The organism is Glycomyces mayteni (assembly GCF_042428885.1).
GTDB lineage: Bacteria > Actinomycetota > Actinomycetes > Mycobacteriales > Micromonosporaceae > Glycomyces > Glycomyces mayteni.
The window spans coordinates 658,646-676,124 of the sequence record NZ_JBHMBP010000004.1; the positions used below are offsets into that span (position 1 = coordinate 658,646).

At 71.7% G+C, this 17,479-nt stretch carries 16 protein-coding genes; 4 read left to right on the plus strand and 12 right to left on the minus strand.

Going from position 1 to position 17,479, the window contains the following annotated elements:
* Positions 1–269 precede the first annotated feature (269 nt).
* Entirely contained in the window at positions 270–2,084 is a 1,815-nt protein-coding gene (locus ACFFXY_RS18390) for an ABC transporter ATP-binding protein (protein ID WP_382353748.1), read from the minus strand.
* Entirely contained in the window at positions 2,081–3,817 is a 1,737-nt protein-coding gene (locus ACFFXY_RS18395) for an ABC transporter transmembrane domain-containing protein (RefSeq protein WP_382353751.1), read from the minus strand. Before ACFFXY_RS18395 ends, ACFFXY_RS18390 begins: the two co-directional genes overlap by 4 nt.
* A gap of 136 nt (positions 3,818–3,953) precedes the next feature.
* Between ACFFXY_RS18395 and ACFFXY_RS18400 the strand changes: the two genes are divergently transcribed.
* From ACFFXY_RS18400 to ACFFXY_RS18410, 3 genes are all read left to right on the plus strand, one after another.
* On the plus strand, positions 3,954–4,331 hold the full coding sequence (locus tag ACFFXY_RS18400; RefSeq protein ID WP_382353754.1) for a hypothetical protein: 378 nt from the start codon (positions 3,954–3,956) through the stop codon (positions 4,329–4,331).
* A gap of 83 nt (positions 4,332–4,414) precedes the next feature.
* On the plus strand, positions 4,415–4,993 hold the full coding sequence (locus ACFFXY_RS18405) for an alpha/beta fold hydrolase (protein ID WP_382353757.1): 579 nt from the start codon (positions 4,415–4,417) through the stop codon (positions 4,991–4,993).
* A 205-nt stretch (positions 4,994–5,198) separates the two neighbouring features.
* Entirely contained in the window at positions 5,199–6,077 is an 879-nt protein-coding gene (locus tag ACFFXY_RS18410; RefSeq protein WP_382353760.1) for a peptidoglycan-binding protein, read from the plus strand.
* A gap of 67 nt (positions 6,078–6,144) precedes the next feature.
* On the opposite strand, the gene ACFFXY_RS18415 is transcribed toward ACFFXY_RS18410, so the two are convergent.
* The 8 genes from ACFFXY_RS18415 to ACFFXY_RS18450 all read right to left on the minus strand — a co-directional run bounded on the left by ACFFXY_RS18415 (position 6,145) and on the right by ACFFXY_RS18450 (position 14,071).
* Positions 6,145–7,167, minus strand: a complete 1,023-nt coding sequence (locus ACFFXY_RS18415) for a response regulator (RefSeq protein ID WP_382353763.1) — start codon at positions 7,165–7,167, stop codon at positions 6,145–6,147.
* Between the two features lie 84 nt (positions 7,168–7,251).
* Positions 7,252–8,046, minus strand: coding sequence for a 23S ribosomal RNA methyltransferase Erm (erm, locus tag ACFFXY_RS18420; protein ID WP_382353766.1), 795 nt, complete (start codon positions 8,044–8,046; stop codon positions 7,252–7,254).
* Between the two features lie 215 nt (positions 8,047–8,261).
* Positions 8,262–9,788: a sodium/solute symporter gene (locus ACFFXY_RS18425; protein ID WP_382355501.1), complete on the minus strand. Its 1,527-nt coding sequence runs from the start codon at positions 9,786–9,788 to the stop codon at positions 8,262–8,264.
* Positions 9,785–10,138 carry a hypothetical protein gene (locus ACFFXY_RS18430; RefSeq protein ID WP_382353769.1) on the minus strand — a complete coding sequence of 118 codons (354 nt, stop codon included), beginning with the start codon at positions 10,136–10,138 and terminating at the stop codon, positions 9,785–9,787. The genes ACFFXY_RS18425 and ACFFXY_RS18430 overlap by 4 nt, the downstream gene beginning before the upstream one ends.
* Positions 10,135–10,884, minus strand: a complete 750-nt coding sequence (locus ACFFXY_RS18435; protein WP_382353772.1) for a LytR/AlgR family response regulator transcription factor — start codon at positions 10,882–10,884, stop codon at positions 10,135–10,137. The genes ACFFXY_RS18430 and ACFFXY_RS18435 overlap by 4 nt, the downstream gene beginning before the upstream one ends.
* Positions 10,881–11,876 (minus strand): sensor histidine kinase, encoded by a 996-nt coding sequence (locus tag ACFFXY_RS18440; RefSeq protein WP_382355504.1) that lies wholly within the window; start codon positions 11,874–11,876, stop codon positions 10,881–10,883. The genes ACFFXY_RS18435 and ACFFXY_RS18440 overlap by 4 nt, the downstream gene beginning before the upstream one ends.
* 159 nt (positions 11,877–12,035) lie before the next feature.
* Complete coding sequence (locus ACFFXY_RS18445) at positions 12,036–13,697, minus strand: monocarboxylic acid transporter (RefSeq protein WP_382355506.1); 1,662 nt, start codon at positions 13,695–13,697, stop codon at positions 12,036–12,038.
* A gap of 17 nt (positions 13,698–13,714) precedes the next feature.
* The gene (locus tag ACFFXY_RS18450) at positions 13,715–14,071 is read right to left on the minus strand and encodes a DUF485 domain-containing protein (RefSeq protein WP_382353775.1); all 357 of its coding nucleotides are present in this window, start codon (positions 14,069–14,071) and stop codon (positions 13,715–13,717) included.
* Positions 14,072–14,365: 294 nt separating this feature from the next.
* Here ACFFXY_RS18450 and ACFFXY_RS18455 point away from each other — a divergent pair, with 294 nt between their 5' ends.
* Entirely contained in the window at positions 14,366–14,779 is a 414-nt protein-coding gene (locus ACFFXY_RS18455; RefSeq protein WP_382353778.1) for a VOC family protein, read from the plus strand.
* A 67-nt stretch (positions 14,780–14,846) separates the two neighbouring features.
* Here ACFFXY_RS18455 and ACFFXY_RS18460 read toward each other — a convergent pair whose 3' ends face one another.
* The gene (locus ACFFXY_RS18460) at positions 14,847–16,280 is read right to left on the minus strand and encodes an ATP-binding protein (RefSeq protein ID WP_382353781.1); all 1,434 of its coding nucleotides are present in this window, start codon (positions 16,278–16,280) and stop codon (positions 14,847–14,849) included.
* A 138-nt stretch (positions 16,281–16,418) separates the two neighbouring features.
* Positions 16,419–17,393, minus strand: coding sequence for a sigma-70 family RNA polymerase sigma factor (locus tag ACFFXY_RS18465; protein ID WP_382353784.1), 975 nt, complete (start codon positions 17,391–17,393; stop codon positions 16,419–16,421).
* Between the last annotated feature and the right edge of the window lie 86 nt (positions 17,394–17,479).

A 17,479-nucleotide genomic window follows, 5' to 3' on the forward strand; every position in this document is an offset into this window, starting at 1 on the left:
ACGGGTCATAGCGCCGCGGACGGTCCGGTGCGGCGAGGCGGGCCCGACGGGTCGGGGAAACAGGCCGGCACGGATCGAGCGGGGTGGATACGGCACCCCTAGCCACGGCGAATGTGACGTGATACTCTCTCGGTACTGGTTCGGAACGGGTTTCCTGGTTTCCTTTCTGTTTCCTTGCTAAGAACGAGTCGGTGGGTGTTCCGACTTGTGGTGGTGTTCTCGGACCAGTACGGGCCCCGGGCTTTCGCTCGGGGCCCATTCTTTTTGCCTTACAACGGGTTCCCCACTGCGGCCAAGTCCTCGTCGCGGTGCTCGGGTTCGCCGTGCCAGGCCCGCCAGAGCCCCGCGTAGTGGCCGTCGAGCGCGATGAGCTCGTCGTGGTCCCCCAGTTCGGCGACGCGGCCGTCCTCGACGACGGCGATGCGGTCGGCGTCGTGGGCGGTGTGAAGCCGGTGCGCGATGGCGATCACGGTGCGGCCCTCCAGGACCGCGGCGAGGGCGCGTTCGGTGTCGCGGGCGGCCCGCGGGTCGAGCATCGCGGTGGCCTCGTCGAGGATCACGACGTCGGGGTCGGCGAGGATGATGCGCGCCAGGGCGATCTGCTGCGCGGAGGCCGCGTCGAGCTCGCGGGCCTTGCCGCCCAGGTCCGTGTCGAGGCCCTCGGGCAGGTCGAAGGCCCAGTCGGCGCCCACGGCGGCGAGCGCGTCCTTCAGCTCCTGGTCGGTGGCCTCGGCCTTGGCGAGGATCAGGTTGTCGCGGAGGGTCGCGGTGAAGACGTGGTGCTCCTGGGTGACGAGGGTGACGCGGCGGCGGCGCTCGTCCAGCGGGAGCGCGGCGACGTCGACGCCGCCGATGGCCGCGCGGCCCTCGCGGGGCGTGTCGGAGCCGGAGATGAGCCGCGCGAGCGTGGACTTCCCGGCGCCGGAGGGGCCGACGACGGCGAGGCGCTGGCCCGCGGGGACGGAGAGGCTGACGCCGTGGAGGACGTCGCGCGCGCCGGAGGGGTAGGCGTAGCGGACGTCGATGAGGTCGACGGTGCCGTCCACGGGACGCTCATTGGTGGCGTTGGCCTCGGTGTCCTCGGCTTCGGCGACGCCTTCGATGCGGGACATGGCCGCGAAGCCGCGCTGGACCTTCTCGACCCACATGAGGATGTGGTCGATCGGGAACATGATCTGGCGGGTGAGGACCGCGCAGGACGCGACGGTGCCGAGGGTGATCGCGCCGTCGAAGTAGAGCGCGCCGCCGACGAGGAGGACCGCGGCGGTGGGCAGCGCGTAGGAGCCGTCGAGGAACGGGAAGAAGACGCTGCGCAGGTAGAGGGTGTAGCGGGCGGCGCTCCAGTGGCGGGCGACGGTGGCGTCCCCGGCGCCGTCGCGCTGGGCGCGGAGGCGGTAGGCCTCGGTGGTGCGGGCGCCGTCGGCGGAGGCGCCGATGGTGTCGCCGATGCCGGACTCGGCCTGGCGTTCGGCGAGGTAGCCGTCGCGGGCGCGGTTGAGGTACCAGCGGGTGCCGACGACCAGGCCGGGGACGATGACGAGCATGCACAGGCCGAGGACGGGGCTGGCCCAGAGCATCGCGGCGAGGAACACGATCACCTTGAGGACCGAGACGATGATCTGCGGGAGGCCGTCGCGGAACAGGACCCCGGCTTCGGGGACGTCCGCGGAGGAGCGGGTCATGAGGTCGCCGGAGCCGGCCTGCTCGACCACGGGCATCGGCAGGCGCAGGGCGCGGTCGACGAACTCGACGCGCATCCGCGCGGAGAGCTTCTCGCCGAGGCGGTGGGACACGAACGTGCCGAGCCAGGTGAACGCGATGACGGCGACGATGGAGCCGATGAGGCCGAGCGCCAGCCGGTCGATGACCCCGGCGCCTTCTCCGGCGGCGAGCTTGTCGAGCATCTCGCCGAGGAGGAGCGGGGCGACGGCGGCGGCGACCGCGGCGACCAGGTGGAGGCCGATCGCGGCGGCGGCGCGGCGCTTCTCGGACAGGAGCAGGCGCAGGAAGGCGCGGCGCACGGCCGGGGTGTCGGCGACGGGCAGCTGGCCGGCGGCGGGGCGCTCGGGCGCCTTGGTGGTCATGCTTCCTCCCGGGAGACGAGTGCGCGGTAGTCGGGGTGCTCGGCGGCCAGGTCGTGGTGGGTGCCGGTGGCGACGACCTTGCCGCCCTGGACGAACGCGACGCGGTCGGCGCGGCCGAGCCACAGCGGCGAGGTGGTGGCGACCGCGGTGGCGAGGCCGGAGCGGGTCGCGGAGAGCCGGTCCACGATGCGGGCCTCGGTGTGGGAGTCGACCGCGGAGGTCGGCTCGTGGAGCAGGAGGGCCTCGGGGGCGGCGGCGACGGCGCGGGCCAGGCGCAGGCGCTGGCGCTGCCCGCCGGAGAGCGTGCGGGCCTGGTTGTCGAGCTCGGAGTCCAGGCCCTGCGGGAGGGACTCGACGACGTCGGCGGCGGAGGCGGCCTCGATGGCGGCTTCGACGCGGTCGCTCCCGTCGCGGGCGCCGATCGCGGCGGCGAGGGTGCCCGCGAACAGGTACGCGTCGTGGTCGGCGACGAGGACGCGGCGGTGGAGCTCGTCGCGGTCGAGCACGGCGACGGGGACGTCGCCGAAGCGGGCCTCGGAGTCGGCGTAGCCGCCGAGGCGGTCGAAGACGCGGGCGACCTGCTCGGAGTCGGCGGAGGCGACGGCGAGGAGCTCGCCGCCTTCGACGGTGAGTCCGGACTCGGGGTCGTGGAGCTCGGCGCCGGAGGCGGGGCCGGGGAGGGTCTGGGCCGGGGCGTCGCGTTCGGGGGTGTTGAGCAGCTCGCAGACCTTCCCGGCGGCGACGCGGCCTTCGATGATCCGGTAGGTGCAGCCGATGAGCCAGTGGACCGGGAGCAGCAGGGCGCTGGTGTAGCCGAAGGCGGCGACCATCTGGCCGGGTGTGAGGTCCCCGGCGGCGACCTGGCGGGCGGCGATCCAGATGACGACGCCGAGGAGGACCGCGGGGGTGCCTTCGCCGAGGGCGTTGAGCCATGCCTGCGGGGCGGCGACCTTGTATCCGGCTTCGCGCAGGGCCTCGGAGTCCTTGCGGTAGGAGGCGGTGAAGCGGGCCTCGCCGCCGATGCCGCGCAGGACCCGCAGGCCCGAGACGATGTCGGAGGCGCGGCCGGTGATGTCGCCGACGCGCTCGCGGTAGGCCTCCTGGCGGTCCTGGAGCTTGTTCAGGACCGGGCCGGTGACGAGGCCGACGAGGAACACGCCGATGAAGATGGTCAGGCCCAGGGCGACCGAGGTGTTGAAGAGGAGGACGCCGACGGCGACGAGGCCCACGAGGCACCCGGCGGTCGGCGAGAGGGAGTCCACGGCCCAGGAGATCCGGTTGATGTCCGTGGCGCCCACGGAGACCACTTCGCCGGTGGTGAGCTTGCGGCGCAGCTCGTCGCCGAGTCGGTTCACTTTGCGGGTGGCGAGCTGGAGCGTGCGGTACGAGGCGTCCATGCGCCAGTAGACCGTGAGTCGGTGGGACCAGACGATCATCGCGGCGGAGGCGAACCCGGCGAGGATCATGCCGCAGGCCCAGAACGTCAGGGTGCCCCAGTCGCGCTCGCGCAGGCCGCCGTCGACGGCGCCGGTGAGGAAGTACGGCAGGACCGGGAGCGAGCCGAGGGCGAGGCCGGAGGTGAAGAGCGCGCTGATCGCGAGGCCCTTGTTGCGGCTGGCGAGCCAGGCGAGGAGGCGCCAGGGGGTGCGCGGAGGTTCGAGGGGGTCGCCGCGCGAGCCGTCCGGGAGGAGCGGGTCGGCGAGCGGGTATTCGGGAGCACGGAGGAACCTCACTTGCCGAGCGTAAAGGGAGGGTCCGACAACCGGCAATCGATTAACCGCCGATGTGAGGCTGACCTGGTATTTCGCCGGATTTCGGGGTACCTGGGCGTATCTGAGGGGCCTTCGCAGACGATGAAGTACGCTGTCCGTGAATCCGGGGAGGACCGACATTCACCGACAGCGCGCGATCAGCCTGAACCTGTTCACCGCCGCCGCGGTGCTCGTGTTCGGATATCTCGCATGGGTTGCGGCCCATCCGCTCTCGGTGTGGATCCTCGGCCACTGCCATGTCACGGACCGGGCGTCCCTCGTCATCGCGCACCTCGTGTACGGCCTCGTGCTGGCCGTCATGTCCCTGGTGTGGCGCGGCTGCCTGACGGCGGGCCGGGAGGCCGCCTGGCTGGTCGCCGACGGCGGCGAGCCGGAGGCGGACCGGGTGTCCGCGGGGCCGGGCCGCCGCGGGACTGTCGCGCTCCAGGTCGGGGCCTGGGTCTACTCGGGACGGGCCCCGCCGCCCGCACGGTGACCCCAGCCTGCACGCCGACGCACTGACCGTGCGGTCCTGCGGCGTGCCGTCCCGTTGCCGCACTCCCCCGACTGGAGCACTTCGTGCCGACCCTGTATTCCGAGAACCTGCTGGAGCCCGAGTGGACCGGCGAGCTGTGGGGCGCCTCCGGGCGTCCCGTGCTGCTGCTGACCGAGACCGGCGAGGACCGGTCCGCGTGGTGGCCGGTCGCGGCGCGGCTCGCCGCCGTGCACTCCGTGGCCGTGCTCGACCTGCCTTCCGGCGGGCGGATCGGCGACCGCGCCGAGACGCTCGCCGAGTTCGTCGCGGGCATGGGGACCCGCGCGCCCGTGATCGCGGCCCACGGGAGGGCCGCGGTCATCGCCTCGCTGTTCGCGTGCCGGTACGTCGCCCACGGCGTGGCCGCCATCGAGCAGGCCCTCGACGCGCCCGCGGAAGACGGGGACACGGCCGCGGCGCTGGAGGAGATCACCGCGGGCCCGCGGAAGGTCGAGTGCCGGTACCTGTCGGTGTTCGCCGCCGAGCCGCGGCCGGGCTACGCGGCGTGGCTCGCCGAGCGCATCCCCGGCGCCGAGTGCGCCGTGTACGGCACCGAGGGCCGGTATCCGCACCTCAGCGCCCCGGACCGGTTCACCGAGGACGTGAGCGCCCTGGCGTCCTGAGCGGGAATGCGACCGTCCATTTGACACGGAGCGACGGTCCGGGGACGGTCACGTGGAGTTTTATTTCATCCGAGTTCTTCTCAACGAAGAAAATCTTCGGTATGGTCTCAATCACGATTCGATCCTCTACCCCCCGAACGATCCCCGCTCCGTCAGCGGCGGCGAGCAGCGCCGCCGCACAGGAAGTCCGAAGGGACGCAATCGCATGACCCACAATGAATCGCGCATCCCACGCTCCCGCCGCTGGGTGCTCTCCCGGGCCCTCATGGTCGGCGGCGCAGTGGGCGCCGCCGCGGTCCCGACCGTGTTCGCGCTCCAGTCCGCGAGCGCCGCCGTCTCGGTCGACATGGAGCTCGTGCTCGTGGCCGCGATGGTCGACCCGCAGAAGTCCGGCACCGGGACCACGCTCAACGCGGCGGCCTCGGTCAAGGCCGTCGAGCAGGCGCTCGACGCCAAGAACCACCTCGCGACCTCCGCGGTCGACGGCCACTACGGCACCTCCACGATCACCGCGTACTCCGCGTGGCAGAAGGCCCTCGGGTACACCGGCATCGACGCCAACGGCATCCCCGGCCCCACCTCGCTGACCCGCCTCGGCAGCGACACCGGGATCTACACCGTGACCCGCCAGGTCAGCATCGGCTCCAACTCCGACGCCTACGGCGGCAGGCGGGTCAACACCCGCACCAAGAACATGCTCGCCGCCGCCGACGCGAAGCTCTCCTGGAGCATCACCCTGACGCAGGGCTCCTACACGACCGGCAACCCGTCCTCGGCGGGCACGCACGACGGCGGCGGCGTCGTCGACATCAGCGTCAGCGGCCTGTCCACGACGCAGCGCTGGCAGACGGTGAAGGCCCTCCGCGACGTCGGCTTCGCGGCCTGGCTGCGCACCCCCGAGCAGGGCTTCAGCTACCACATCCACGCGAACGCGGTGGGCGACACCGACATGGTGGCCGTCGCGCGCGCGCAGGTCCACGACTACTTCTACGGCAAGAACGGGCTCGCGAGCCACGCCGCCGACAACACCCCCAGCGCCTACAAGGGTTCGTTCACCTGGTGGGAGCAGTACAAGCGGAGCTGACAACAGCTCGACATTGAAAGACCGGCGGGCGGGGCCACACAATGGCCCCGCCCGTCGCTTGCTGCGATCAGTTGCCTTGCAGGCGGTCGATCCAGCTGGAACTGGAACTGGAACTGGAACTGGAGCTCTGGGACTGCTGACTGCGGCGGGTTCCTACGAAGTCGACGACGGTGTCCACGAGCTCCTCCGGCATGTTCGTGGCGACGGCTATGCGCGGGTGGACGAGCGAGCGGACCGCGGGGACGTCCGAGAAGATCGCGACCGGGGTGGGAACGCTCGCGGCGACCATCCGGTCGACCAGGTTCACCCCGGCGTTGCCCCCGTCTGGCTCGTTCGGGCGCCCCAGGTCGCTGATGACCAGGTCGTAGGAGCTCCTCGCGAGGTCGCTCATCGCATCATCGGTCGACACGGCGGTATCGACCCTGATTCCGGCGCTGCGGAACAGCCGGGCGAGCGCCTCGTTCCACTCGGGATGGTCGTCGACCCAGAGGATGGCACCGCCGTTGAGGAGGTCGGTCGCAAGCGCGAGCCGGGAGGCCGCACGCAGGCCGCGCTGGGTGTCGGGAGAGGCGTAGATCGGCTGCGGGTAGGGCGGGACGGGTACCGCGCCGGGGTATTTGCCCTGATTGGCCGGCAGCGGCGGGGCGTAGTAGGTGGTGGGCCGGGGCTCGGTGAGGGGGCCCGCGATCTCGTCGGTCTTCGGCTTGGCGCCGTTGTCGTTCGGTTCGTCGGCGGGCGGGGTGTTCATGGGGCGCAGGGTGACGGGCTCGGCGGGTTCGCCGGTGCCCTCGGGGGGCAGGGGCGGCGCGGTGAAGTCCGGGGGCGCGTAGCCGCCGGGCTGGACGGGGAGGGGCGGCAGGGGGCCGTTCCAGTCGGGCTGTGGCAGGGCGGCGGTGCCGCCGCGGGCGTAGGACTCCTCGATGGCCTGCTGGGCGAGTTCGACGGTGACCCAAGGGGTCTCGACCTTCGTCATGCGGGGAGCCTGCTGTGAGAAGAGGCGTTTGGCGACGGCCAGGGCGATGAAGCCGAAACCGATCCAGAGGAAGGCGGGGAGCACCTTGATCAGCTCGATCCAGATGGCTTCGCTCATGAACGGCTCCAAGAGGGAGGGGGTACCGGGCCGGGCATCTCAACCTTAATCGCCCTGCGCCATCGGCCCGGCACCCCCTTGCGCCTATCGGGTGAGGGCTTTGTACAGGGCGATCCACTTGTCGGGGTGGACGAGGCCGACCGGGGCGTCCTTGGCGATCCCGGCCTCGGCGCAGGCGCGGGCGGCGGCGCGGGCCGAGACCGCTTGGCGCAGTGAGGAGGCGAGGGAGCCGCCGACGCCGGTGAAGCCGAGGGCGACCATGTCGCGGTAGTCGCGGAGGGCGCGGCGCGGCAGCAGGGGCCTCGGGCGGCGGGTGAGGTGGAGGACGGCGGCGTCGACGTTCGGGACGGGCCGGAACTGCTCGCGGCCGATGCGCAGGCCGAGGGCGAGTTCGTGTTCGGGCCAGGCGTCCACCGCGAGCTTGGACCAGCGGCCGTAGTCGCCGGTGTGCTTGCGGGCGAACTCGCGCTGGACGACGAGGCTCGCGGTGGTGAGGGCGGGCGCGTCGAGGCACCAGCGGACGATGTCGGTGGTGATCGCGAAGGGCACGTTGGCGACGACGCGGAACGGCTCGCGCGGCGGTTCGGCGTCGCGGAAGTCGCCGGTGCGGAGCCGGAAGTGGCCCAGGTGCCCGTAGCGGGACTGGAGTCGTTCGGCGAAGTGGCGGTCCTTCTCGTAGGCGAGCACGCGGCGGGCGCGGTCCAGCAGCGGCGCGGTGAGCATGCCGCCGCCGGGGCCGACCTCGACGACGAGGTCGTCGGGGCCGACGTCGGCGGCGAGGCGGCGCGCGAGCTGCGGGTCGGCGAGGAAGTTCTGGGACAGGCGCTTGCGGTCGGAGGCGCGGGAGAAGCTGGAACGCGGAGTACGGCTGCGGGACATGGGATACCTCTGCGGAAGTGGTCGAATCAGGATGATCGATTCGCCTGGACCGCGCAGTGGCGCAGCAGGTGCCGTCAGATGGCACCGTCAAAGACCGGCCGAGGCCGGTGAAGGCGTGCGCGTGCGGGGCCTAGGCCGCCGCGCGGAGCCGCATGAAGCAGGGACCGAACGCGGCGCACGCGTTGGACCCGGGTGATCCCGACATGCGCGCCAGGTTACCGGAGCGGCCGGGCGCCGTCGAACCGTTTATCGGTGCGGATCGGGCCGGTGTCGCCGGTCGAGTAGCGGCCGGGCACGTGGAGGCGCAGGACCGCTTCCCCGGCCCAGTCGGGGACCGAGGAGGGGCGGGAGGCGGCGGCCATCGTGAGGAACGCCAGCGGGACCGTCCACAGCGCGGGCTGCGCGAGGAGGATCGACCAGGTGCCCGGGGGCAGGTCGAGGATCACGGAGGCCAGGGCCGCGCCGGTGGAGGAGGCCGCGCCGACGAGGAGCCCGGCGGTCGCGCCGGTCGCGGTGAGGCCGCGCCACCAGATGCCGAGGGTGAGCAGCGGGCAGAACGTGGAGGCGGCCACGGCGAAGGCCCAGCCGACGAGGACGTTGATGTCGACGTCGGCGGCGGGCAGCGAGAGGACCACCGCCAGCGCGGTGCCGACGAGGACGCCCATGCGGAGCTTGGAGAGCGAGCCGCCGAACAGGTCGTGCGAGAGGCCCCCGGCGAGCGCGAGGAGGAGCCCCGAGGAGGTCGAGAGGAACGCGGCGAACGCGCCCGCGGCGACGAGCGCGGTGAGGACCGCGCCGACGGTGCCCGGGGCGATGGCCTCGGGGACGAGGACGGGCACGACGTCGGTTTCTTCGGGGTTGGGGACGGCGATGCGTCCGAGGAGTCCGTAGACGACCGGGAACAGGTAGAACAGGCTCAGCAGCATGATGACGGAGACGGCGACGCGGCGGGCCGCGCGGGCGCCCGCGACGGTGTGGAAGCGCATCACGACGTGCGGGAGTCCCATGGCGCCCAGGGTGGTGGCGACGAGGACGGAGAGGGTCGCGAGGAGCGAGTGGCCCGAGCCGTCGAGGTCCAGGAGCGGCCGGGCCCAGTCGGGGTCGGGGCCGTGGGCCGCGAGCGCGGCTTCGCGGCGGTCGGGCCCGGCGAGGACGATGAGCACGACGGCGGGGCCTGCGATGAAGGCGAGTTTCACGAGGTAGTGGAACGCCTGCACGTAGGTGGCCGAGCGCATCCCGCCGACGGCGATGGTCGAGGAGACGACGAGTCCGGCGCCGATGACGCCGATCCAGTAGGGGATGCCGGAGACGAGTTCGAGGACCACTCCTGCGGCTTTGAACTGCGGCAGGAGGTACAGGAGCATGATCACGAGGACCACGAGCCCGCACATGCGGCGGATTCTCGGTGAGCCGAGCCGGTACTCGGCGAAGTCGGGGACGGTGTAGGCGCCGGAGCGGCGCATGGGGCCCGCGACGAGGGCGGCGACGAGCACGTACCCGGCGGTGAAGCCCACGGCGTACCACATCGCGCCGACGCCGTTCTTGACGAGCAGGCCCGCGAGGCCGAGGACCGATGCGGCGGAGACGTACTCCCCCGCGATGGCGAGGGCGTTCCAGCCGGGCACGATCGAGCGGGAGGCGACGAGGAAGTCGGGGGTGGACCGGGCGGCGCGCACGCCCCACACGCCGATGACGACGCTGGAGACGAGGACCAGCGTGATGGAGGCGAGGCCGAGCATCAGGGGCCGTCCGGCGCGTGGTCGTCCTCGACGCGTTCGGCGCGGCGCACGTGGACGGCCGCCAACGCGAGGAGCACCGGGTAGGGCGCGAAGAAGAGGACGGCCCAGCCGAGGCGGCCGGGCACGAGCGCGGCGGCGGCGAGGAGCGCCGCGAGGGCGGCTCCGAGTGCGAGGGCGGTGCGGACGGCGAGGCGGCGCTGGCGGCGCAGGGCCCGTTCGGCCGCTTCGAGGTCGATCGCGGAGGAGGGGATCGCGGGCCGCCCGGCGAGATGGCTGAGCCGCCCCATGGCGTCCGCCCCGCGCCGTTGCGCGAGGCGGGTCTGGGGGCTGGTGACGCGGACCCTCTGAATCATGCGTCTCCGCGCACAGCTTGGAGGAGGCGTTCCCGGAGGAGGCGGGAATGGCGGCGGCTCACGGGGACTTCGCCTGCGCCGGTGACGGCGACGAGTCCGGCGGTGGAGGTCACTCGCAGCTCGGTGATCGACGCCAGGTTGACGAGGAATGAGCGGTGCGCGCGCACGAAACCGGCTGCGTCCCAGACCTCTTCGAGGTAGGTGAGGGACTGGCGAAGGAGGTGGGAGTGGCGGCCGGAGTGGAGGCGCACGTAGTCGCCGTGGGCTTCGGCGTAGGCGATGTCGTCGCGGCGGACGAAGACCGTGCGGCCCGCGAGTTCGACTTGGACGACGGCGAGGTCGTCGGCCTTGTCCCCCGCCGGGGCGGGGCCGGAGCGGCGGCGGCCGATACGGGCGACGGCTTCGGCGAGGCGTTCGGGCCGGAAGGGCTTGAGCAGGTAGTCCACCGCGCCGAGGCCGAAGGCTTCGACGGCGTGGTTGTCGTAGGCGGTGACGAACACGATGGCGGGCGGGTCCGAGAGGCGGCGCAGGATGCGGGCGACGTCGATGCCGGTGAGGCCGGGCATGGCGATGTCGAGGAACGCGGCGTCGAAGGTCCCTTCGCCGAGGAGGCGCACGGCCTCGTCGCCGCCTGCGGCGCATTGGACCTCGCCGACGCTCGGCTGCTCGGCGAGCTGCCCGGCGAGCTCGGCGCGGGTGGAGGACTCGTCTTCGACGACGAGGACGCGAAGTCCGTTGCCGCTCATGCGTGGACTCCTCTGGCGTAGCGGGGGATTCTCACGGTGGCCTTGGTTCCGGCGCCGGGGGCGGTGTCGAGCCAGAGGCCGTACTCGGGACCGTAGACGGCGCGGAGGCGCTTGTCCACGTTCGCGAGGCCGATGCGGCCCGATCCGGCGCGGGAGCCGGTGAGGATCGCCTTGGCGACGTCGGGGTCCATGCCGTCGCCGTCGTCCTCGACCTCGATGACGCACAGCGGCCCCTCCGAGAAGCCGCGGACGGCGATGTGGCCGGTGCCGGGCTTGGTCTCGAAGCCGTGGCGGACGGCGTTCTCGACGATCGGCTGGACGACCAGGAACGGGATGGGCACGGGCAGGACCTCCGGGGCGATGCGCACGGTGATGTCGAGTCGGTCGTCGAAGCGGGCCCGCTGGAGCTCAAGGTAGGTCTGGACGGCGTGGAGCTCGTCGGCGACCGTCGCGAAGTCCCCGGTGCCCGCGAAGGAGTAGCGCAGGTAGTCGGAGAAGTCGGTGAGCAGTTCGCGGGCGCGTTCGGGGTCGGTGCGGGTGTGGGCGCTGATGGCGGCCAGGGCGTTGTGCATGAAGTGCGGGGAGATCTGGGCGCGGAGGGTGCGCAGGTCGGCTTCGGCGATGCGCTCGCGGGCGCGCACCAGGTCGGCGTGGTCGAGGGCGCGGGCGACGAGGTCGGCGGCCTCGGCGAGGTCGGCGTCGCTGACGTCCCCGGAGACGAGCAGGCACCCGGCGAGGTCGCCGGAGACGACGAGCGGGGCGGCGCGCAGCGGCGGGGCGGTGACCGGTTCGAGGACGTCCAGGGTCTCGGTCAGGAGCGCTTGGGCCGCATCGGGGTCGATGCTCCCGGCGACGGCGAGGATGCGTTCGCAGTCGGCGAGGGCGACGGCGTCGGCGGCGAGGAGCCGGGCGAGGCGGCGGGCGGCGACTTGGGCTCCTTTGCCGGTGAGCCCGTCGGCGAGGGCCTCGCCGGTCTGGCGCGACAGTCGCAGGGCGGCGAGGGTCGCCGCACTGCTGGTCCGCCGGCGCTGGCGATGAGGGGATCGCGCGATCACCATGTCACTGTAACGTGGCGCACATCAGGGCCCGTCCGCTGGACGGGCCCTGATGCCGTGGGGAGGGCCGCCCCGGCCCTCCCCCCTGGGGGCCGCCTAGTGTGCCGAGGCCCGCTCCGCACCCGCGCCGGTGAGCGCCCGGACTTGCATGGACGCGAACCGGTCGGGGTTCGATTCGGAGCTCATCAACGTGCCGACCACGGCGCAGATGAGACCCAGCGGGATGGACACCAGGCCGGGGTTCGACAGCGGGAACCATGCGATGTCGACCCCTTCGCCGAGCAGCGAAGTTTCCGTGCCTGAGAAGGTCGGCGAGAAGATCACCAGACCGATGGCGGAGATGAGGCCGCCGTAGATGCCCGCGACGGCGCCCGCGGTGTTGAACCGCTTCCAGAAGAGGCTGAACAGCAGCGTCGGGAGGTTCGCGGACGCGGCCACCGCGAAGGCGAGCGCGACCAGGAACGCCACGTTCAGGTCCTGTGCGAAGACCGCGATGACGACGGCGATGGCGCCGACGCCGACCGCCGCGAACTTCGCGAAGACGATCTCCTGCTTGCCGCTGGCCTTGCCGTGCTTGAAGACCCCGTTGTAGAGGTCGTGGGCGAGCGAGGACGAGCAGGCGATGATGAGCCCGGCGACCACCGACAGGATCGCCGCGAACGCGGCGGAGGCGATGAGCGCGAGCATGATCGCGCCGCCGGTCGATCCGGCGATGTCCTCGCCGATGACCTGCGAGAGCTGCGGCGCGGCCGAGTTGCCGGCCGGGTTCTCGGCGATGATCGCGTCCTTGCCGACCATCGCGGCGGCGCCGAAGCCGAGCACGAGGGTGAGCAGGTAGAACATGCCGATCAGGCCGATGGCCCAGTTGACGGACTTGCGGGCGGTCTTGCCGTCGGGGGTCGTGTAGAAGCGGATGAGCACGTGCGGGAGGCCCGCGGTGCCCAGGACCAGCGCCAGCCCGAGGCTGATGAGGTCGAGCTTGTTCCACAGTGTCTGGAGCGCGTCCCCTGGGACCTCGGCCCCGTAGCGCAGCCCCGGTTCGAGGAAGGCCGCGCCCTGGCCGGAGACGCTGGCCGCGTCGCCGAGCAGTGCCGAGAGGTTGAAGTTGTAGTGGACGAGCACGAGGATCGCCAGGACGAACGCGAGGCCGATCTTGACGCAGGCCTGGAAGATCTGGACCCAGGTCGTGCCCTTCATGCCGCCGAACGCCACGTACGCGACCATGAGCAGGCCGGTGACGACGATGCCGACGACCTTGGCGGCGCCCGAGTCCATGCCGAGGAAGGTCTCGCCCTCCTTGATGCCCAGGAGGAGCGTCACGAGCGCGCCGGTGCCGACCATCTGCGCGAGCAGGTAGAAGATCGAGATGCTCAGCGTCGCGATGGAGGCCGCGGTGCGGACGGGGCGCTGCTTCATGCGGTAGGAGAGCGCGTCGGCGACGGTGAAGCGGCCGGAGTTGCGCAGGGACTCGGCGACGAGGAGCAGCGCGACGAGCCAGGCGACGAGGAAGCCGATGGAGTACAGGAACCCGTCGTAGCCGTAGAGGGCGATGGTGCCGGCGATGCCGAGGAACGAGGCGGCGGAGACGTAGTCGCCCGCGACGGCGAAGCCGTTCTGCCACGCGGAGAAGCCGCGGCCGCCGGAGTGGAAGTCGGTGGCGGTGCTGGTCTTGCGTCCGCCTTGGATGGTGATGAAGATGGTCACCAGGACCATCACCATGAACAGGGAGATCGTGAGGATCCGGTTGGAGTCGCTCATCTCCTGTGCGAGCGTGTTCACTTCGCGCCCCCGTTCATGATGTCGTCGCGCAGCTCGGCGGACTGCGTGTCGAACTTGCGGGCCGTGAAGCGGTTGTAGGCCCACGTGACGTAGAAGGTCACGGCGAACTGGCTCAGGCCCAGGACGAGACCCAGGTTGATGTTGCCGAACAGGACGATGCCCATGAAGTCGCGGGCGTAGGCCGACAGGAGCACGTAGACGAGGTACCAGGCCAGGGCGGCCAGCAGGACCGGGACGGTGAAGCGGAACAGGGTGCGCTTGAGTTCGACGAACCGGGGGTCGTCGTGCATCGCGGCGATGTCCGCTTCGCTGACCTCGGGCGGTGGTCCGTTGTCTTCGGGGGTTGTGGTCATCGAACCTTCCTCCTTGAAGGGCAATGCGTGTCGCGGTCGTGACCGGCTCGGGTCGACTCGGTGACGTGTGTCACCTGGGAATCTAGGGCCTTCGGGGGCCCGCGAGAAGCACCGTTGTCAGGCGTGTCGCCGGGAAGCCGCCGTCGTGCGGCGAACCGGCGCTGAGACGCCGGTGAACGGGCGGCGAGCGGTCGGCGAGCGGTCGGCGCGGGAATTCGGGCCCCGACGATGAATCCGGGCGCGCGGACTCGTCTGTAGTCAGTAGGCCCCGAGACTTGAAAGCAGCGTGAGCCCATGGCGAGCAAGATGATCTTCCTGAACCTGCCCGTCGCCGACCTGAAGCGCGCGCAGGACTTCTACACCGCCCTCGGCTGGCGCGTCAACGCCGACTTCTCCGACGAGAACGCCGCCTGCGTCGTGGTCGACGCCAACATCTGCCTCATGCTGCTCACCAAGGACTTCTTCACGACCTTCGCCGAACGCCCCATCGCCGACACGGTCGCCTACTCCTCCGCCGCCTACGCCCTGGCCCTCCCGAACAGGGACGCCGTGGACGACCTCACCGACGCCGCCCTCCTCGCCGGAGGCACCGAGGAGACGCCCATGAACGACCGCCGCGTCCAAGAGGCCGAGATCGGCATGTACGGCCGCACCTTCATCGACCCCGACGGCCACCAATGGGAGCCGTTCTACATGCCCTACCAATAAGAGCCACACAGGAAACCGGAAAACGCCGACGGCCGCCCCGCAGGACGCGGGGCGGCCGTCGGCGCGGCTAGGGCCGGTGGCGCCAGGCTTCGAGCAGCGCTTCGGGGCCGAGGCTCTGGAGGCCGCCGACCTCGCATCCGGACCGGGCGACCGCGAGCATCGGCGTGTCCTCGTCGGCGCCGGGCAGCTGGGAGCGATGGGCGATCAGCGCGGCGAAGTCCCGCTGGTCGAAGGGCTTGCGCTCCAGCCACTTGATCGAGCCGACGACGGTGACGCGCTTGGCCACCGGTTCGCGGTCGGCGCCGACGATGTCGATCTCCGGGTTGTTCGACCTGGTCCAGTAGCCGCCGACCGCGTCGGTGCCTTCGGGCAGCAGCTCCGGGGAGAGCCGCCACAGGGCGTCGCGGACGACCGGCTCGACCGCCCGTCCCCGCCACGAGGTCCAGCCCTGGCGGATCGACTTGAGCACCAGGTCCCCCCGCCCGCGCTCCACCTTCGAGATCGCCCCGGCCAGGAAGTACAGCCAGAAGCGCAGGTAGGGGTCCTCGATCCGGTACCGGGTCTCCTTGCTCGCCCGCGTCGAGAGGGGCACTTCCGCCTTCACGATGCGCCGCTCGGCCAGCACCTCCAGCGACCGCTTCAGCGTGGTCGGGGCCAGGTCTCCGGCGGCCCGCCCGATGAGCCCGAAACTGCGCTCGCCGCTCCCGATGGCCCGCAGCACTTGGCGCGCATGCGCTTCGGAGGGGAACTCCGCGGACAGCGAGCGCTCCGCGCTCACGAGCAGCGGCGAGGTCGGATGCCGCAGGGACGCCTCCAGGAACTCCCACAAGGAGGTGCCGGGCTCCCAGCGTTCGAGGACCAGCGGGAGCCCGCCGGTGACCAGGAACGCGTCGAACGCCTCGGCGGCTCCGAGGCCGGTCCGCTCGGCGATCTCGGCGGGATTGAACGGCGGGACGACCAGCTCGGTCCCCCGCTGGTAGAAGGGGCGGCCGTACGTGTTGACCTGCTCCATGACGGCCAGGTCGGACCCGATGAGGACGAGCAGCACCGGGAGCCGCGAGAACCGCCGGTCGAAGGCCCGCTGGAGCGCGCCCTCGAAGCCGGGGTCCTGGGCGATCAGATACGGCATCTCGTCGATGACGACGATGCTCGGGGAGTCCTCGGGCAGGATGTCGGCCAGGGAGTTCAGGGCGTCGGTCCACCGGTCCGGAATCCCCTCCGGCGCGAACTCCGCGGCCTCCGGGAGCGTCGACTCTCCGACGGCCTGCGCGAAGGACCGCAGGTCGGCGCCGTTCGAGAGGCCCTCGGCGGTGAAGAAGACATGCGGCACCCCGGAGCGCTCTGCGAACTCCTCCACGAGCCGGGACTTCCCGACGCGCCGCCGACCGCGCATGATGAGCGCCCGCCCGGGACGCCCGAGCCCGCCGCCGGACCGCACCAGTTCGAGCAGCTCGTCGAGATGGGACAGCTCCGACTGCCTGCCGATGAACCCGTTCGCCACCGCTCCTCCTCGCTTCGAGTGCAGAAGACTACCGGATATGACACTATCAGTTTCGGTAGTCTTCTCGACGGTAGTCTTCCCTCGACGACGTGTGCCCGGCGCCGAAAGCGCCGGGCACAGGCCGTCAGCGGCGTTCGCCTATTCGCGGTACTCGTTCGGGAGGCCGAAGAGTGGGAAGAGGCGGGCGGTGTCGAGGAAGTAGTTGAGGCCGGCGATGTGGCCGTCGCGGAGTTCGAGGACGGTGATGGACCAGGGGGTCCAGAGGCCGGGCTCGTCGGAGGGCTTGTAGTGGCCGAAGGCGGGGAGGCCGTTGGCGCCGACGGGGACCAGGCGGGAGTCGCGGCAGGCGGAGCCGGTGCCGAGCATGAACTCGGCGACGCCGGCGCGGCCCTCGACCCAGAGCGGGAACGGCGGCATGGAGAGGTTGACGTCCTGCGTGCAGAGCGCCGTGAGGGCCTCCATGTCGTACGCCTGGAAGGCCGAGACGTAGCCGTCGACGAGCTTGCGGACGTCGGCGTCGTCCATGGGCGGCGCGTCGGCGGCGGGGTCGGTGTTGACCTTCTCCATGGTGGCCTTGGCGCGCTGGAGGGCGCTGTTGACCGAGGCGGGGCTCAACTGGAGGGCCTCGGCGGTCTCGGCGGCGGAGAAGCGCAGGACCTCGCGCATGAGCATGACGGCGCGCTGCTTGGCGGGCAGGTGCTGGACGGCGGCGACGAACGCGAGGCGGAGCGTGTCCTTGGCCTCGGCGGCGGCGGCCGGGTCGGCGCCGAAGGCCATCGAGTCGGGGATGGGCTCGACCCACATGTAGTCGGGCTCGGGCGCCGGCAGGGGCGAGCCGGCGTCCGAGGCGGGGGCGAGGTCCATCGGCCGGGCCCGGCGCTGGGGGCCCTTGAGCATGTCGAGGCAGACGTTCGTGGTGATCTTGTACAGCCACGAGCGCAGCGAGGAGCGGCCTTCGAAGGACGCGTAGGACTTCCAGGCGCGCGTGAACGCGTCCTGGACGGCGTCCTCGGCCTCGAAGGAGGAGCCGAGCATCCGGTAGGCGTAGGCGCACAGCTCGCGCCGGTGCGGCTCGAACTCGGCCAGCACATCGTCTTGGACTGCGGTGTTCATGGAATCAGCCTCGCATACGGGACCGACATTCGCGACCACGGCCGCGCGATCGGCGGAGCAGGTCGGCGCGTGCGGACGGTCTCCCT

Bases quoted from the DNA above. Each gene is read 5' to 3' on its own strand.
- ACFFXY_RS18390 (WP_382353748.1), bottom strand. From the start codon at position 2,084: ATGACCACCAAGGCGCCCGAGCGCCCCGCCGCCGGCCAGCTGCCCGTC.
- ACFFXY_RS18450 (WP_382353775.1), bottom strand. From the start codon at position 14,071: ATGACCACAACCCCCGAAGACAACGGACCACCGCCCGAGGTCAGCGAA.
- ACFFXY_RS18445 (WP_382355506.1), bottom strand. From the start codon at position 13,697: ATGAGCGACTCCAACCGGATCCTCACGATCTCCCTGTTCATGGTGATG.
- ACFFXY_RS18415 (WP_382353763.1), bottom strand. From the start codon at position 7,167: ATGAGCGAAGCCATCTGGATCGAGCTGATCAAGGTGCTCCCCGCCTTC.
- ACFFXY_RS18465 (WP_382353784.1), bottom strand. From the start codon at position 17,393: ATGAACACCGCAGTCCAAGACGATGTGCTGGCCGAGTTCGAGCCGCAC.
- ACFFXY_RS18435 (WP_382353772.1), bottom strand. From the start codon at position 10,884: ATGAGCGGCAACGGACTTCGCGTCCTCGTCGTCGAAGACGAGTCCTCC.
- ACFFXY_RS18410 (WP_382353760.1), top strand. From the start codon at position 5,199: ATGACCCACAATGAATCGCGCATCCCACGCTCCCGCCGCTGGGTGCTC.
- ACFFXY_RS18455 (WP_382353778.1), top strand. From the start codon at position 14,366: ATGGCGAGCAAGATGATCTTCCTGAACCTGCCCGTCGCCGACCTGAAG.
- ACFFXY_RS18430 (WP_382353769.1), bottom strand. From the start codon at position 10,138: ATGATTCAGAGGGTCCGCGTCACCAGCCCCCAGACCCGCCTCGCGCAA.
- erm (WP_382353766.1), bottom strand. From the start codon at position 8,046: ATGTCCCGCAGCCGTACTCCGCGTTCCAGCTTCTCCCGCGCCTCCGAC.